Source organism: Lacisediminimonas sp., from assembly GCF_030645335.1.
GTDB lineage: Bacteria > Pseudomonadota > Gammaproteobacteria > Burkholderiales > Burkholderiaceae_D > Lacisediminimonas.
The window spans coordinates 15,397-29,459 of the sequence record NZ_JAUSNH010000107.1 but is presented as its reverse complement, the minus strand read 5'-3'; the positions used below and the strand labels follow the sequence as shown (position 1 = coordinate 29,459).

Annotated in this window: 19 protein-coding genes and 1 pseudogene; all 20 read right to left on the bottom strand. The window is 65.1% G+C overall.

The window, feature by feature from the left end:
• Positions 1-378 (bottom strand): annotated as a pseudogene (gene fliP, locus Q7T64_RS07675) (flagellar biosynthetic protein FliP); the annotation flags it as partial.
• 20 nt (positions 379-398) lie between these two features.
• A complete protein-coding gene (locus Q7T64_RS07670) occupies positions 399-881 on the bottom strand; it encodes a hypothetical protein (RefSeq protein ID WP_304793795.1) in 483 nt (160 codons plus the stop codon).
• Positions 882-912: 31 nt separating this feature from the next.
• Entirely contained in the window at positions 913-1,281 is a 369-nt protein-coding gene (locus tag Q7T64_RS07665; RefSeq protein WP_304793791.1) for a FliM/FliN family flagellar motor switch protein, read from the bottom strand.
• Positions 1,278-2,168 carry a FliM/FliN family flagellar motor C-terminal domain-containing protein gene (locus tag Q7T64_RS07660; RefSeq protein ID WP_304793788.1) on the bottom strand — a complete coding sequence of 297 codons (891 nt, stop codon included), beginning with the start codon at positions 2,166-2,168 and terminating at the stop codon, positions 1,278-1,280. The genes Q7T64_RS07665 and Q7T64_RS07660 overlap by 4 nt, the downstream gene beginning before the upstream one ends.
• The gene (gene flgF / locus Q7T64_RS07655) at positions 2,168-3,385 is read right to left on the bottom strand and encodes a flagellar basal-body rod protein FlgF (RefSeq protein WP_304793785.1); all 1,218 of its coding nucleotides are present in this window, start codon (positions 3,383-3,385) and stop codon (positions 2,168-2,170) included. The genes Q7T64_RS07660 and flgF overlap by 1 nt, the downstream gene beginning before the upstream one ends.
• 30 nt (positions 3,386-3,415) lie before the next feature.
• Positions 3,416-3,823, bottom strand: a complete 408-nt coding sequence (locus Q7T64_RS07650; RefSeq protein ID WP_304793780.1) for a flagellar hook assembly protein FlgD — start codon at positions 3,821-3,823, stop codon at positions 3,416-3,418.
• Positions 3,824-3,841: 18 nt separating this feature from the next.
• Positions 3,842-4,504: a hypothetical protein gene (locus Q7T64_RS07645; protein WP_304793777.1), complete on the bottom strand. Its 663-nt coding sequence runs from the start codon at positions 4,502-4,504 to the stop codon at positions 3,842-3,844.
• Positions 4,501-4,968: a hypothetical protein gene (locus Q7T64_RS07640; protein ID WP_304793774.1), complete on the bottom strand. Its 468-nt coding sequence runs from the start codon at positions 4,966-4,968 to the stop codon at positions 4,501-4,503. Before Q7T64_RS07640 ends, Q7T64_RS07645 begins: the two co-directional genes overlap by 4 nt.
• Complete coding sequence (locus tag Q7T64_RS07635; protein ID WP_304793771.1) at positions 4,965-6,305, bottom strand: FliI/YscN family ATPase; 1,341 nt, start codon at positions 6,303-6,305, stop codon at positions 4,965-4,967. Before Q7T64_RS07635 ends, Q7T64_RS07640 begins: the two co-directional genes overlap by 4 nt.
• Positions 6,286-6,999: a FliH/SctL family protein gene (locus tag Q7T64_RS07630; RefSeq protein WP_304793769.1), complete on the bottom strand. Its 714-nt coding sequence runs from the start codon at positions 6,997-6,999 to the stop codon at positions 6,286-6,288. The genes Q7T64_RS07635 and Q7T64_RS07630 overlap by 20 nt, the downstream gene beginning before the upstream one ends.
• Positions 6,999-7,499 carry a hypothetical protein gene (locus tag Q7T64_RS07625; RefSeq protein WP_304793766.1) on the bottom strand — a complete coding sequence of 167 codons (501 nt, stop codon included), beginning with the start codon at positions 7,497-7,499 and terminating at the stop codon, positions 6,999-7,001. Before Q7T64_RS07625 ends, Q7T64_RS07630 begins: the two co-directional genes overlap by 1 nt.
• Complete coding sequence (fliF, locus tag Q7T64_RS07620) at positions 7,496-9,061, bottom strand: flagellar basal-body MS-ring/collar protein FliF (protein ID WP_304793762.1); 1,566 nt, start codon at positions 9,059-9,061, stop codon at positions 7,496-7,498. Before fliF ends, Q7T64_RS07625 begins: the two co-directional genes overlap by 4 nt.
• Before the next feature lie 24 nt (positions 9,062-9,085).
• The gene (fliE, locus tag Q7T64_RS07615; RefSeq protein ID WP_304793759.1) at positions 9,086-9,385 is read right to left on the bottom strand and encodes a flagellar hook-basal body complex protein FliE; all 300 of its coding nucleotides are present in this window, start codon (positions 9,383-9,385) and stop codon (positions 9,086-9,088) included.
• Positions 9,385-9,819, bottom strand: coding sequence for a flagellar basal body rod protein FlgC (flgC, locus tag Q7T64_RS07610; RefSeq protein ID WP_304793756.1), 435 nt, complete (start codon positions 9,817-9,819; stop codon positions 9,385-9,387). Before flgC ends, fliE begins: the two co-directional genes overlap by 1 nt.
• A 2-nt stretch (positions 9,820-9,821) precedes the next feature.
• Positions 9,822-10,217: a flagellar basal body rod protein FlgB gene (flgB, locus tag Q7T64_RS07605; protein WP_304793754.1), complete on the bottom strand. Its 396-nt coding sequence runs from the start codon at positions 10,215-10,217 to the stop codon at positions 9,822-9,824.
• Positions 10,218-10,234: 17 nt separating this feature from the next.
• A complete protein-coding gene (locus Q7T64_RS07600) occupies positions 10,235-11,371 on the bottom strand; it encodes a flagellar basal body P-ring protein FlgI (protein WP_304793751.1) in 1,137 nt (378 codons plus the stop codon).
• Positions 11,368-11,973: a flagellar basal body L-ring protein FlgH gene (locus tag Q7T64_RS07595; protein WP_304793746.1), complete on the bottom strand. Its 606-nt coding sequence runs from the start codon at positions 11,971-11,973 to the stop codon at positions 11,368-11,370. Before Q7T64_RS07595 ends, Q7T64_RS07600 begins: the two co-directional genes overlap by 4 nt.
• 1 nt (position 11,974) lies before the next feature.
• Complete coding sequence (locus Q7T64_RS07590; protein ID WP_304793743.1) at positions 11,975-12,508, bottom strand: flagella basal body P-ring formation protein FlgA; 534 nt, start codon at positions 12,506-12,508, stop codon at positions 11,975-11,977.
• A 7-nt stretch (positions 12,509-12,515) separates the two neighbouring features.
• Positions 12,516-13,307 carry a flagellar basal-body rod protein FlgG gene (gene flgG, locus Q7T64_RS07585; protein ID WP_304793740.1) on the bottom strand — a complete coding sequence of 264 codons (792 nt, stop codon included), beginning with the start codon at positions 13,305-13,307 and terminating at the stop codon, positions 12,516-12,518.
• A 26-nt stretch (positions 13,308-13,333) separates the two neighbouring features.
• Complete coding sequence (locus Q7T64_RS07580; RefSeq protein ID WP_304793737.1) at positions 13,334-14,047, bottom strand: flagellar hook-basal body protein; 714 nt, start codon at positions 14,045-14,047, stop codon at positions 13,334-13,336.
• Positions 14,048-14,063 lie beyond the last annotated feature (16 nt).

Here is a 14,063-nt window from a genome sequence, read left to right as displayed (position 1 = left end):
CTGCCGGTTGATCTGTTCGGCCACGGGCATCATGGTAAACAGGGTCAGGAACAGCGCCAGGCTGATCAATACCTGGTTCGGTGGCGTATCCGGCATGCCGATCGCATGGCGGATCATCGACAGTACGATGATGATCCGTGTAAATGCCGTCATCGTGAACAGGATTGCCGGCGCCAGGCTGAGCACCGACAGCAGGGCCAGCAGCTTGAGCGGCGTCGCCAGCGTCGCTTCCCGGCCGGCGCTGCTGCCGCTGATGGAAATATCAAAGCCGCCAATAGCAAGGTCGGCGGCTGCTGCTTGCGCCGCGCAGGTCAGCATGACCATGCCCAGCAGCGCCTGCAGTACGAACGGCAGCGCGGCTTGCAGGGCAAGCTTCAATGGCTGGGATAATCGCGTCCTCATGTCGGCTGCACGTTGTCGGCATCATCCGTTGGTGTCGGGTCGCCGAGGGTGATCAGCGTATCGCCAGACTGTGCCAGCAGGATTTCACGGTTGCGGACATGCAGCACATAGACCGTCAGCCGGGGATTGAGCCGCAATCGCTCCTTGACCCGCAGCGACGGGCCGGCCACGGCAGCCAGCGTGAGTTTTTGCCGCAAGCGCTTGCGCATGGCCAGCAACCCGGCGCCGGTCAGCACCAGCAGGCCCAAGGTGAGCAGCACAGAATTCAGCGTCTGCTCGACGATTCCCGTGGTTTGCTGGCGATAGGCAATCGTTGCCGGTTCAGTCGGCGCGCTGGCGGCTTGGGTTGTCGGCGGCGCAGCGGGCGGGACGGGCGCGGGCTGCTCCTGTTGCACTTGCTGCTTTTGCGATTGCGTCGCCACTGGCGATGTTGACGGCAGCGCTGCCGCTGGCTGCGCCTGGGCTGCATTGGCGAGCATTGCAAGAGCCATCAATGCCGCGCAGAAAAGACTATCCGATTTCATGTTCGACCTCTATCTGTGTGATCTGGAGTCCGAAATTATCATCAACCACCACCAATGCGCCGCGTGCGATCAGCCTGTCTTCCAGATACAGGTCGATTGGCGCATTGGCAGCAACGTCGAGCTTCAATGATGCACCTTGTTTCAGTGCAAACAGTTCGGCAATGCTCAGCTCGGCTTCGCCGATGACGGCGCGTACCCGGACCCTGACGTTGCCGACCAGGCCCAGGCCGTTGCTGAACATGGCCGGGCCGCCTGCGGCCGATGGTGGCAGCGCTTGCAGCCGCACCGGCTGTACATCGACCGGTTCTGCGTCGGCCCGTGGTTCGGCAAGCGATGTCGGGCTTGTCTGGTTCATGTCGTGCTCCCTGATGGATGGTTCAGTTGAATTGCCTTGTGCTGGCCGAGTTGGCCCAGCCAGGCGTGTCCCGCCGGCCCTGGCTTGCCGGCTGCTTCGAGAATGAATGGCTGGCCCGGCTTCAAGTCCAGGCGCAGCACATGGCCTGGCGCCAGTTGCATCAGGTCGGACAGGCGCAATGTGGCGTCACCGGCGCATACCCGCAGCTTGATGCGGATGGCGCCGATGGCGGCGCGCCGGCTGGCCAGTTGCGCTGGTCCCGGGGCCGGAATGTGTTCGCCGGCAAGCCGCCATGCCAGCGCCGGTGACAGCAGCATGCGCAGTCGCTGCTCCCCGATGCCGAGGACGACCAGCACGACGCCGCTGCCGCGGGTCGCCATGAATGGGTGCTGTTCCTGGCGACCTCCCGCGGCAGGCGCTACCCGAGCGAGTTGCGTGAGCTGTCCGGCGACGTCAGGCCTTGCTGGCGATTTTGCAGCGGACGTGGCAACTGCGGCGGCGATCGAATCCGCCAGGTCGGCCAGCATGCGCTTCACCAGCGCGCGCTCGAACGCGCCCATTGGCTGTGGCGCGGGGGCATCCGGCGCTGCATCGCCGGTGGCCATTTGCAACAGGCAATGCAGCGCGGACAGCGGAGCGATCAGCCGGCAGGCAGGTGCGCCCGCCCCGGAGCCCGTAACGCAGTCAACATGGATTTCGTCGACGCTGACATGCACCGCACCGGCGCCTGCCTCATGCGCGTTGCTGACCGCGTGCACGCGAGGCGGCGTTGTGGATGCAGGCAGCCATTTGGCGTGCCACAGGGCCAGCGCCGCGTCCAGCCGGGCATGCACCGCCGCCAGGCTGCGGCCGGTGAAAATGGTATAGGCTGCGATCATGGCAGGCATCAGCGTCGCCCTTTCATGTCGAGCAACTGCTGGATCATTTCATTGGCCGTACTGATCACCTGGGATGAGGCCTGGTAGCCGCGCTGGGTCACGATCAGTTCGGAGAATTGCTGGGTCAGGTCGACGTTGGAATTTTCAATGCTGCCGCCGGCGATCCGGCCGAATCCGCGATCGAGCGCGGTGCCAATGGTCGGTTCCTGTCCGGTGTCGTTGCGAAACAAGTTGCCTCCCTCCTGCCGCAGGTCGGGCAGGAACTGGAACTGTGCCAGCGCCAGCTTGCCGGCGCGGGCGACCTGGCCGTTGCTATAGTCGAGCAGGACGGTGCCTTCCTCGTCGTAGCGGGTTTTGGCCAGTGAGCCGGCGACAATCCCATCGACCGGGACTGCACTGGCAGTGGATTCCGGGCCGGCCGAAAAATTGGTCAGGCCGGCGAATCCACCCGGACGGCCGAACTGCAGCACGATGGCCTGTGCCGCGGAGCCGGGTGGCGTGAAAGTAATTCCCAATTCTTCGAAGCCCCCCGCCGGCGAACCGTCGCCCTGGAATTGCACTTCGCCTTCGCCCAGCACCGCGCCGGCCTGGTCTTTTACCTGCACCAGCCAGCTGCGCGGCGTGACATTGTTGTTGCTGGTGAATGTCACGCTAAGCTGCGCTGTGCTGCCATTGCCGGCAACGACGCCGATGTTGCTGATGACATGTTGATTGTCGCCATCGTTGACCGACAAGTTACCTGACAGCGCGATGGCCGTGGTGGCCTTGGGCGGACTCACCAGCAGGTGGCGGATGTTCAGGTCCTGCAATTGCGATCCGCTGCCCAGCACGGCCACGCGCGCGCCCGATGCGCGCGTCGTCAGGAAACCTTGCGCATCGAATTCGAACTGGCCGGCACGGCTGTAGAAAAGCTTCCCTTCCTGCCGCAGGATGAAAAAGCCTCTGCCGTCGATGGCGGCGTCCTGTTCGTTGCCGCTCTGCCGCAACTCGCCCTGCGTGAATACGATGTTGGTGGCGCCAAGCCCGACGCCATTGCCGGTAGCCGTCCCGCCACTGCGCTCGCCGTTGCCGCCGAGCTGTTGCTGGTTATAGAGCAGATCCTGGAACGTAACCTGGGAGCGCTTGAAGCCAGGCGTATTCAGGTTGGCGACGTTGTTGCTGATGTTGCCCAGCGCCCGCGAAAAAGTCGTCAGGCCGGTCAGGCCGGCATGGAGGGATTCGAGCATGGTTTTGTTCTCCGTGTTGGGCCGGCGTTGTCAGCGCACTACCGACACGCGCGCGGGCGATACGTCGGTGACGAATGCACCTTCGGCAGTCTGGATCGTCAGCCTGGGCTGGCCGTCGACGAAGCGCAGTGTCGTCACTTCGCCAATGGCGTTGCCGGTCGCGCCGGTGATTTCGACGGTCTTGTTCAGCAAGCCCACTGCCTGCGTCACCGACTGAACCGACAGCAGGGACTCGACGCGGGCATTGAGCTGGCGGGTCTGCTCCAGCGATGTAAATTGCGCAAGCTGGGCGATGAACTCCTGGTTGTCCAGCGGCTTGAGCGGGTCCTGGTACGTCAATTGCGTGAGCAGGATCTTCATGAAATCTTCCTGCCCGAGCGCGTTTGCGCTGCCGCTCACGGGTTCGGCGGCGATGCTGCCGATCGATGCAATGGCCATGTCGTGTTCTCCTCTTCTTTACAAAATCCTGTTGCCGTTGATGGTCAGGCCCAGCAGTTGCCGGCCATCGGCCTTTAGTGTTGTTGCCAGATGCCTTGCCAGCAGTTCGCCTTGCGCGCCCGCTGCCAGGTCCGGGTCGCGGATCCACAGGCGCACGCCGTGGGCGGTGCATTCCAGATGCACATTTTTCAGCGGCCATTGCCGCCGGTAATGCGACTCCGGCAAGGCCACCGTTTGCATTGCCTGCCGCGGGCGTGCGCTGTTGGCGTCGCTGCTGGTGCAGGCCGTGGCCTGGGCGCGCAATGCAGCAGGCCATGCGCCCGGACCGGGCGCGGCAAGTCCTTGGGCCTGGCTTGCCCGGCCGGCTGGTTCGCCCATGTCGTGCCGGGCGTTCGCGGCGGCGTGCAGCGTGTCCGGGGCGGGACTTGCCCTTGCGCTGGCGCTGATGGCCAATCTGGCTGTTGCTGGCAACACAGTCGCTGTGGCTGCCGCCCGTCCGGCGCCGCCGGCAGCCACAGCGTGTGGCATGTCCGCCGCTTTCACCGAGCGTGCCGCGCCGGCGATACGGGCTTGTTCCTGCTCCATCGCCCGCCGCCAGGCATCGGCCTTGATGTTCGCCACCGCCGCTGCCTGGCGGAAGGGGGTCGCGGGCGGCGCCAATCCGATCTGGTCGGGCTTCATGGGATGTTCCTGACGGGGTGTGTCAGCAGCCACAGCTCATCCTGCTGGCGTTGGCCTGCGCTTTGCTGCATTGCGCACAAGGACTGGCTCCAATGCTGCCGGTGAATTTCCAGTGCCCGCAGCGCTTGCCGCCTGTCGAGCAGAGCAGCGCGGGCCCCGGCCAGCGCCTGGCTGGTTTGCGCGCGTTGCGCCAGCAGCGCTTGCTGCTGGCGTAAGGCATCGTCAATGTAAGGGGCGACCCGCATGCGCAAGCCAGCATCGATGGACCCGGAGCTGGCTTCTGCGCGGATGACGTTTTGCTGCGCAGTCCGGATGGCTTGCTGTTTGCCGTCGATCTGTTCGTCGATCTGGTGCAGGTGCGACGCCAGCATGCGCAGTTGATCGGCGCAGGCTGCACTTTCCATTTCGCGCAATTGCATCACGCGTTGCAGCCGGTAGTGGCATGTCGCCTGCATCGATGTCATTGCCCACCTCCGGCTGGCTGCAATAGTGCGGCCAGCGCGGCCATCGCATCGGCGCGACTGCAGGCGGTGCCGGCATCCTGCTGCAGGAACGCATTGAGCGCGGGCATCACGCCGATGGCCTGGTCCAGTGCAGGATTGGCGCCGGCCTGGTAGGCACCGATATCGAGCAGGTCGCGGCTTTTTTCAAACACGCTGAGCAGGGCGGTGGCGCGCCGCAGCAGCGCCGCCTGGTCGCTGTCGGACAAGGATGGCGCCAGTCGGCTGACGCTGCGCAACAGGTCGATTGCCGGAAAATGTCCGTGGTTCGCCAGCTCGCGCGACAGTACGATGTGTCCATCGAGGATGGCGCGCACGGCGTCGGCGACCGGGTCGTTGAAATCGTCGCCCTCGACCAGCACGGTATAGATCGCCGACAGCGAACCGCCCTGGGCCGACACGCCGCAACGTTCCAGCAACCGGGGCAAATTGGCGAACACCGACGGCGTGTAGCCGCGCGCGGTCGGCGGCTCGCCAACGGCCAGTCCGATTTCGCGCTGCGCCATCGCAAAGCGCGTCACCGAGTCCATCACCAGCAGCACGTCGCGGCCCTGGTCGCGGAAATATTCGGCAATTGCGGTCGCCGTCCAGGCCGCACAGGAGCGCACCAGCGCCGGCTGGTCCGAGGTGGAGGCCACCACCACCGAACGGCTGAGCCCTTCCGGTCCCAGGTTGCGTGCAATGAATTCCTGCACTTCGCGGCCGCGCTCGCCGATCAGCGCAATGACATTGATATCGGCGCGCATGTCTTTGGCAACCATGCCCAGCAAGCTGCTCTTGCCGACACCGCTGCCAGAGAATATGCCCATGCGCTGGCCGCGGCCCAGGGTCAGGAAGCAATCGATGGCGCGCACGCCCGTCTCCAGCACCTCGGAAATCCGGCCGCGTTGCAGCGGATTGATCGGCTCCCGCGCCAGATGGATGAAGTCGGGCAAGGCGCACATTGGCTTGCCGTCGATTGGCTTGCCGGTCGCATCCACCACGCGTCCGAGCAAGGCATCGCCCACCGCCACCCGCAAGGCGCGGCCGCTGGCCACCACTTCGCTGCCCAGTCCGATGCCGCGCAATTCGCCATAGGGCATCAGCAGTACCCGGCCCTCGCGCAGCCCGACCACTTCGGCATCGACGGTGTGGGATTGCAGGCGCGAACGGATCTGGCAAATTTCGCCGAGGAAAGCATCCGGCCCATGCGCTTCGACGATCAGGCCAAAAAATGCGCACACGTGGCCAACGCGGCGCGTCAGCGCATTGTTGCGGATGGCGGCGCTGGTGCGCTGCAGGTCAAGCATGCGGCTGGCCATGCGCGCTCCGGTCATCCAGCAGGATTTGCATCAATTGCTGCAACTGGGTTTGCAGCCGCGCATCGAGCGTGCCGGTGCTGCTTTCAACCAGGCAGCCGCCGTCCGCTACCTGTGGGTCGGCCAGAAGCTCCAGCGCGCCCGGCAGTGTCGGTGCGTCCTCCGCCGCCAGCGCGTCGCGGATGATGCCGTGCTCGCGTTCGCCAACGCGTACGATCAGGGGGCTGCGTCCGTGCTTGCGGTCGGTTACCTGGGCAATCGCCTCCATCGTGACGGCCAGTGCAAGCGACTGCTCCACGGCAGCGCGGCCAAGGATTTTCGTGACTGCCTCGAATACGGATTCCGCCGCGCTGTCCTGCATTTCCTGCAGCAGCGCGTCATGCAGCCCGGCCAGCGAACGCACGACGGCGCGGATTTCCGCCAGCGCCGCGTCGCACTCCTGCCGGCCTTGCTGGCTCCCCGCCTCCAGGCCGGCCTGGTAGCCTTGCCGGCGCGCCTGTTCGAAGGCTTCGCTGCGCGCGCGCTCATCCTCGGCTGCTTGCAAGCCAGACTGATGCCCGGCTGGCGCATCGCACGGCATGGGGCTGCGCATCTTGCTGGCGGCGACTTGCGGCGGCGGCGATGGCGTGCGCGGCTGCTGCAGGTCCAGCGCAAAGCCCTCGCGCAGCACGCGGGTGATTTTTACAATCGGGTCCATCAGGCATTGACCTGGGTGTGCTCGCCGATCGAACTGGCGGCGCCCTCAAACGTTGCCACCACCGCAAGCTGCAGCGCGGGCGCAATCGGCGCCAGCTGGCTGATTTGCGCCAGCAACACTTGCCGGGCCGGCGGCTCCAGTTGCCGCCACAGCGCAGGCGCCCACTGCCAGGCTTGCGCGTGCAGAAGGATCGCGACCAGCCGGTCCGGCATGCCGGCAATGGTCGCCGTGACGCTGGCCAGCGGTAGCCGGTTGACGGCGAGCGCCAGCGCACTGTCGATCGCATTGCCGGCCACCGCATAAGGTGGAGCGTCGGCGTCGGTGTCGGCGTCGGCAATACAGACCAGGCCCAATGCGGCCAGCTCGTCGAGCAAGGCGCGCAAGCGCTCCTGTTGCGCCGGTGTGCAGCGCGCCAGCAGCCAGGCACGGTCGCGGCGGTGCATGCCGTGCAGCTTCAGCGCGGCCTGGCGATAGGCACTGTCGGCGACTGCGCTGGTCATTTCACGCCTCGGCCTGGGCTGGTGGCGGCCGACGGCTCGTTCAGCCAGGCTTGCAACTCCTGCAGCGCGCGTTCGCGTTCGGCCGGGCCAAGCCGCTTGCTGGCACGGTGACGCGGCGTCAGCATCCACACCAGTAGCGCCAGCGACACTGCGGCCAGCGCTGCCACCGCGCTCAGCAGCCAGACCTGGCCGGGCAGGCCGAGGTTCTGGTTTGCACTCGTCCCGTGTTTCCCGGCGCGCGCCGTCGCAGTTGCTTGGGCAGCATTGGCCACGCCGGCCGGCTGCGCCATATCAGCTGGGGTAACTGTCAGTACCGCATCGGCAGCGCGCGAGACGGTTTCCTGGTCCCGTGCTGTCGCACTTGCGGCGGCGCCGCTTGCCGGGTAAGCCGGGTAAATCGCCAGCGCGTCGCCGCGTGCGCTGTTCAAGCCGGCGGACATGGCAATCACCTTGGACAGCATGTCGATCCGGTCCGCGCCGATCGGGTCGGGAATCACCACCCCGACGCTCAGGCGCTTGATCGAGCCGGGCGTGGAAACCAGTTGTTCGATCTTGCGGCCATGCTGGTATTCGATCTCGTCCGTGGCCTGCTCATCGTCACCGGCGCGGGCAGCAGCCACGCCTGCGGCTGCCGGCTTGTCCTGTGCCGCGCTGGCTGGCGTGCCGGCCCGGCGCGAGGAATTCTTGCGGCGCACGATGGCGCCGTCGGCGTCGCCGTTGGCGGTGGCCGCCGGCAACACGTCCTCGCGCGTGATTTTCAGGCTGTCGTGATCCAGTGTGACGTCCACGCTGACCGTGCTCCTGCCAGCGCCGAAGGTCTGGTCGAGGATGGCCGTGATCTTGCTGCCCAGGTAGGCTTCGGTCTGTTGCTTGATGGCCAGTCGGGCGTCGCCACTGCCGTCCTGCGCCGCGTCAGCCGGGCGGCTCAGCGTTACACCGCGGCTGTTGAGCACGGTAATGGCATGCGCGTCGATTTCAGGCACTGCGGCGGCCACCAGCCGCTGAATGCCGAGCACCTGCTGTGGCGAGAGCTGTTGCCCGGGTCGCGTGGTGACGGTGACCGAGGCCTTGGCTTGCTTGTCGGTTTTCTTCAGGAATCCGGATTCCGGCACCACCAGATGGACCCGTGCCGACTGCACTTCCTCCAGGCCCATGATGGTGCGCGCCAACTCACCTTGCAGGGCGCGCTGGAACTTGATGCGCTGGGCGAAATCGGTCATGCCGAAATCGGATTCATTGAAAATCTCGAAGCCGACCGTGCCCTTCAGGTTGACGCCTCGCCCCATCAGTTGCAGCCGGGTCTTGTATACCTTGTCCTGTTCAACCAGCACGGTCTTGCCGTCATCCGCAAAGCGGTACGGTATCTTGAGGCGGTCGAGTTCGGCCACGATGGCGCTGCCGTCCTGGTTGTCCAGGTCGGAGAACAGCACCTGGTAATCCGGCGACAGCGCCCAGAGCGCAAGCGCGATGAAGCCGGCGACAATTGCGCAGGCAGCAAGCGCCAGGCTGGCGCGTGCTGCGCGCGACAGGCTGGATAACCAGGCGATGGGATGATTGGACACGACTTTCCTCTTTTCTCTTTCGTCTTAAACCTGCATGCGCAGGACTTCCTGGTAGGCTTCCAGGACGCGGTTGCGGACCTGCACCGCCAGCTGGAAAGCCAGCTTCGTTTCTTCCATGCCGATCATGACCTGGTGCAGGTTGCTGGCCTGGCCACTGGCCAGGTCCAGCGCTTGGATATCGCTGTTGGCAATGCTTGTATTGAGCTCGGCGACCTGGGTCTTTAACCAGGCGCCAAAGTCGATGCCGGCGGCAGCCGGTGAGCCGCCGGCGAGCTGCGCAATGCCGGTTCCGGGGGCGATGAAATCGACAGGGGAAATCGACATCAGCGGCCTCCGATTTCGAGCGCTTTCTGCGCCATGGATCGGGTCGCATTGAGCGCGGCGACGTTGGCTTCATAGGCGCGCGTGGCCGTCATCAATCCCACCATCTCGGTGACCGGGTTGATGTTGGGGTAGGCGACGAATCCTCTTTCGTTGGCATCCGGATGGCCGGGTTCGTGTACCAGGCGTGGCGCCAGTACGCTTTCCACCACCACCGGCTTGCGCAATGCGCTGGTGTGGGCCGCCAGCGTCATCTGGCTTTCAAATGCAGACGGACCGGGCGCAGAGGCCGCCAGCGCCTGCAGCGGGCGATAGGGGCCACCGCTGGCAGTGCGCGTGGTGTGGGCATTGGCGATATTGGCCGCGGCGACGTTCACCCGAAGGCGTTCGAAACTCATCCCGGCTGCGCTGATCTCAAATGCTGCGAGGTAATTCATTGTCATCTTCTCCCGTCGTTGATGGCCATGCCGGTCAATTCCAGCTTGCTGTTGAGGACCTTCAGCAGGGCCTGGTAATGGATTGCGTTGCGCGACAGATTGGCCATTTCGCGATCGATCGCCACGCTGCTTGTCGTGGGATCGGCCTCGATCCTGGGCGCAATGCGCGTTGCCAGGTCCGCGCGCTGCCCATGCGCCGGCATGCGCATGCCGGGCGCTGCCGCCAGGCTCATTTCGCGCCGCAGCTGCTGTTCGAAATTCACCCGCAAGGGCTGGTAATTCAGGGTTCCGCTGTTGGCAATATTGGCGCTGGTGACCTGGTGGCGCAGGCTTGCTGCGTCCAGCGCCAGCTTCAGCAACTGGGTGCCCGGCGTGCCGGAAAGCGGATCGATCGGCATGGCTTATGGCTCCTGGTTCATTGGATGATGAGTTCGGCGCGCAGTGCGCCGGCCGCCTTGATCGCCTGCAGGATGGAAATCATGTCGCGCGGGCTGACCTTCATCTTGCCCAGCGCCTGCACCAGCTCTGAAACCGTGTTCGACCCCTGCGTCTGCAAGATTCCCACCGCGTCTTCCTGCACATCGATGCGGGTGCGCGGCACCAGCTCGGTGCGCACGCCCGGTCCCGGCTGGACCAGCAACAAGGGTTGCGACACCAGGGTGTCGGTCACGATCGTCACTTTCAGTTCGCCATGCGTGACCGTAATCTGGTCGATGCGCACATCGCCGCCGGCCGCCACCACGCCGGTGCGTTCGTTGATCACGATGCGGGCGCGGCGGTCTGGCAGTACGGTCAGCGATTCCAGTCGGGTCAGGAAGGGCACGATGCGCTGTGGCGGATAATCCGCTGGCAGCGTGATCGCTACCGTGCCGCCATCGGTGGCGATGGCAAGCGGCTGGCCGAAGTTGTGGTTGATCGCCTCTGCCACCCGGTTGGCGGTGGTGTAGTCGGGGTCGCTCAGCACATAGCGCACGCTGCGGTCGTCGCGCATTGCGCGCGCGGCGACGGCTGCTTCCACGTTCGCACCGCCAGTAATCATGCCCACCGTAGGATGGTTCTTTTGCACCACGTTGCCATTGAGGTCGACCTTGTAGCCGCCGACTGACAGTGCACCCTGCGCCAGCGCATAGACGCGACCGTCGGGGCCCTTGAGCGGCGTCATCAGCAGCACGCCGCCGAGCAGGCTGCGCGCCTCGCCCACAGAGGTCACGGCAACGTCGAGCCGGTCGCCGACGTTGGCAACCGGCGGCAGTGCAGCGGTGACCATCACGGCGGCGACGTTGCGGCTTTGCACCTGGTCCGATGAAATCGTCATGTCGAAGCGCGACAGCAAGTTCGCCAGCGACTGCCGGGTGGTCTTGTTGCGCAGCGAGTCGCCCGTGCCTGCCAGGCCGGTGACCAGGCCATAGCCGACCAGCTGGTTGCTGCGCCAGCCATCGATGCGTCCGATATCCTTGAGCCGGCCTTCGCCCCCCGCCAGCGCCGCGCCGGACAGCAGCAGGGACAGCAGTGGGGCCAGCAGCCCACTCCGTGTAGCAAGGCGCAGCGTCATATCAGCCCCAGCCAGTGCATCAGGCGCGTCACCAGGCCGGGGCGCTGACGATCTGCCAGCACGCCTTCGCCGATATAGCTGATGCGGGCGTCGGCCAGACGCGACGAGATCACGGTGTTGTTCTCGCCAATATCATTGGGCCGGATGCGGCCTTCCAGCTTGATCTCCTGCTTTTCATCGTTGACCTCGATCAGTTGCTGGCCCTTGACCAATAGCGACCCGGACGCATCGACCGATTGCACCGTGACCGTGATTTGCGCCAGCAGCTTGCCCGAGCGTTGTATCCGTCCGCTGCCCTCGTAGCTATCGTTGGCGTCGACGCCAACGCTGGACTGGCTGTTCTTGCCCTGTACACCCAGGCGGGTGCTGGAAGTTTTGTCTGCGCTGGTGCCGGCGCTGGTGGTCGCACTGGCGTTTTCGTAGACCAGCACCGTCAGCATGTCGCCCGCTGCCACCGCCCGCCGGTCGGCAAACAGCGAGCGAAACTGTTGCGCCTGGTACAGGTTGTCGGCCCACGCGCTTGCCGGCCAGGCCAGCGCTGCCAGCCAGATCAACGCTGCCCGCCGCCAGGCCATGCCGGCGTAGCTGATTGTCCTTGTCATGCTATTTGAGCTCCACGCGCTGCTGCGCGACCACGGTTGCCTGATGGATGAATGCGGATTGCAGGTCGATCACCCGCACCGACTGGCCCGGCCGGCCTTCCGAGCGCGCCACCATCGGCTTTTCCACCAGGATCGCGCCGATCCGAGACTGCGCCATCACGCGCTGGTTGCGCACCACACCGGAAGGAGGCTCACTGGCCAGCACCACCGAAACACTGGCCGCACCGGTCATGGCGAAGCGCCCGGCCAGCGCCGGCTGCTGCCGCTCGATCATCTGCACAATGCGTGCGGCATCGATGCGCACCGGTTGGCCCGGCCGCGACAAGGTGGCCACCAGTACAAGGCCCAGCACCTGGCTGCTGCCGCCGTGCACGGTGGCGATGTCCGACAGCCGCACCTGGCGCGAGGGCGCCTGCACCATGTCATGCAAATGGATGCTGGCCTGTGCGGGTGCCGCCAGCGGCGTGCAGTTCCCGGTCAGTGCCACCAGCGCCATCAGCGCCACCAGCAAGGAGAAGACAGTCCGTTTGCGCATGCCGGACCTAGCGGCGCAAGTTGTTGCTCATGCCCAGCATCTCGTCGGATGCTTGCACGACCTTGGTGCTGACTTCATAGGCCCTTTGCGCCAGCACCAGGTTGACCAGCTCTTCGACCAGCTTGACGTTGGAGGCTTCCAGGTAGCCTTGCGAGATGCGGCCCAGCGAGTCGGTGCCAGGCATGCCGGTGGTCGGCTCGCCGGCCGCTGCCGTGGCCAGGTACAGGTTGTCGCCGATCGGCGCCAGCCCGGCCGGATTGATGAAGTCGACCAGTTCGATCTGGCCGGCCTCGACCCGTTGCTTTTCGCCGGACACGGCAAAGCTGACCATGCCGCTGGCGTCGATCAGCAGGTCGCGCGCATCGGCCGGGATCTGGATTGCCGGGCGCAGCGGGCTGCCGTCGGCGGCCGCCAGCAAGCCTTCGGCGCTGATGCGCAGCGTGCCGTGGCGGGTATAGGCGCTGTTGCCATCGGCTAGCGTCACTTCCAGGAATCCCTTGCCGCTGATGGCGATATCCATGGGCGAATCGGTTTTTTTCAGCTCGCCGTCCTGGAATAATTTGGCGATTTGCATGACCCCGACGCCAGCGCCGGACTGCTTCACCGCGCCGGCCTCGCCCGACATGCCATCGACAGCAATGCCGCGATTGGCCAGTTCGCGCACCATCAGGTCCTGGAAGCTGACCCGGCTTTTTTTGTAGCCTGCGGTATTGACGTTGGCCAGGTTGCCGGAAATGGTGTCGACGTTCAATTGCTGGGCATGCATGCCCGTGGCGCCGATATAGAGGGATTCGTTCATGGTCCGTTCCTTGTTTATTCAGACACTCAAAATTCGCCCAGCTTCGAAATCGCACGTTCATTCATTGCGTCGATCATCTGGATCACTTTCTGTCCGGCCTCGAAGTGGCGCATGGTTTCAATCAGCCGCACCATCTCCGCAGCGGTGTTCACGTTCGACACTTCCAGGTGCGACTGACGTACGCGGCTGACGCCCTCGGGTTCGATGGCAGCGCCGCCTTGCAGGAACAGGCCGTCCCCGCTGCGCTGCAAAAGCGATGGATTGCTAAAGCGCACCAGCTTGAGTTGCGCCACCGGCTTGCCGTTCTCGACAATATTTCCCTGCGCATCGATGACCGGTTTTGGCGTGCTCAGGAGAATGTCGCCGCTGCTGCCGGCAACCGCATGTCCGGCCTGCGTCACCAGCCGGCCGGTGGCGTCGATGGCGAAGTTTCCTTGTCGCGTATAAAAGGTCTGGCCCTCGTGCCGCACTTCGAAAAATCCGGCGCTCTCAATGGCGACATCCAGCGCATTGCCGGTAAAGCGCAAGGTGGCCGGCTTCAGGTCGGGCAGGACGGCGCTCGCCGGCACCGGCGCGCTGAACAGCCCATTGCCCATCACCAGCGCAGAAAAAGACGTGCCGACCGCTATGTCGCGCTTGAAGCCCGGCGTGGCTGCATTGACCAGGTTCTGGCTGATCGTCGCCAGGCGCTGCATGTCGCCCTTCATGCCGATGGCGGCAATCGAAAGTCCTTCAGGCATCGTGTGTTCCCCTCAT

Coding starts and splice junctions, on each gene's coding strand:
- Q7T64_RS07590 (WP_304793743.1), bottom strand. CDS start 12,508: ATGCGCAAACGGACTGTCTTCTCCTTGCTGGTGGCGCTGATGGCGCTG.
- Q7T64_RS07595 (WP_304793746.1), bottom strand. CDS start 11,973: ATGACAAGGACAATCAGCTACGCCGGCATGGCCTGGCGGCGGGCAGCG.
- Q7T64_RS07650 (WP_304793780.1), bottom strand. CDS start 3,823: ATGGCCATTGCATCGATCGGCAGCATCGCCGCCGAACCCGTGAGCGGC.
- flgF (WP_304793785.1), bottom strand. CDS start 3,385: ATGCTCGAATCCCTCCATGCCGGCCTGACCGGCCTGACGACTTTTTCG.
- Q7T64_RS07640 (WP_304793774.1), bottom strand. CDS start 4,968: ATGACATCGATGCAGGCGACATGCCACTACCGGCTGCAACGCGTGATG.
- Q7T64_RS07600 (WP_304793751.1), bottom strand. CDS start 11,371: ATGACGCTGCGCCTTGCTACACGGAGTGGGCTGCTGGCCCCACTGCTG.
- Q7T64_RS07660 (WP_304793788.1), bottom strand. CDS start 2,168: ATGCCTGCCATGATCGCAGCCTATACCATTTTCACCGGCCGCAGCCTG.
- Q7T64_RS07625 (WP_304793766.1), bottom strand. CDS start 7,499: ATGACCAGCGCAGTCGCCGACAGTGCCTATCGCCAGGCCGCGCTGAAG.
- Q7T64_RS07580 (WP_304793737.1), bottom strand. CDS start 14,047: ATGCCTGAAGGACTTTCGATTGCCGCCATCGGCATGAAGGGCGACATG.
- Q7T64_RS07630 (WP_304793769.1), bottom strand. CDS start 6,999: ATGGACCCGATTGTAAAAATCACCCGCGTGCTGCGCGAGGGCTTTGCG.
- flgC (WP_304793756.1), bottom strand. CDS start 9,819: ATGAATTACCTCGCAGCATTTGAGATCAGCGCAGCCGGGATGAGTTTC.
- Q7T64_RS07670 (WP_304793795.1), bottom strand. CDS start 881: ATGCTCGCCAATGCAGCCCAGGCGCAGCCAGCGGCAGCGCTGCCGTCA.
- flgB (WP_304793754.1), bottom strand. CDS start 10,217: ATGCCGATCGATCCGCTTTCCGGCACGCCGGGCACCCAGTTGCTGAAG.
- flgG (WP_304793740.1), bottom strand. CDS start 13,307: ATGAACGAATCCCTCTATATCGGCGCCACGGGCATGCATGCCCAGCAA.
- Q7T64_RS07645 (WP_304793777.1), bottom strand. CDS start 4,504: ATGAAGCCCGACCAGATCGGATTGGCGCCGCCCGCGACCCCCTTCCGC.
- Q7T64_RS07665 (WP_304793791.1), bottom strand. CDS start 1,281: ATGAACCAGACAAGCCCGACATCGCTTGCCGAACCACGGGCCGACGCA.
- fliE (WP_304793759.1), bottom strand. CDS start 9,385: ATGTCGATTTCCCCTGTCGATTTCATCGCCCCCGGAACCGGCATTGCG.
- Q7T64_RS07635 (WP_304793771.1), bottom strand. CDS start 6,305: ATGGCCAGCCGCATGCTTGACCTGCAGCGCACCAGCGCCGCCATCCGC.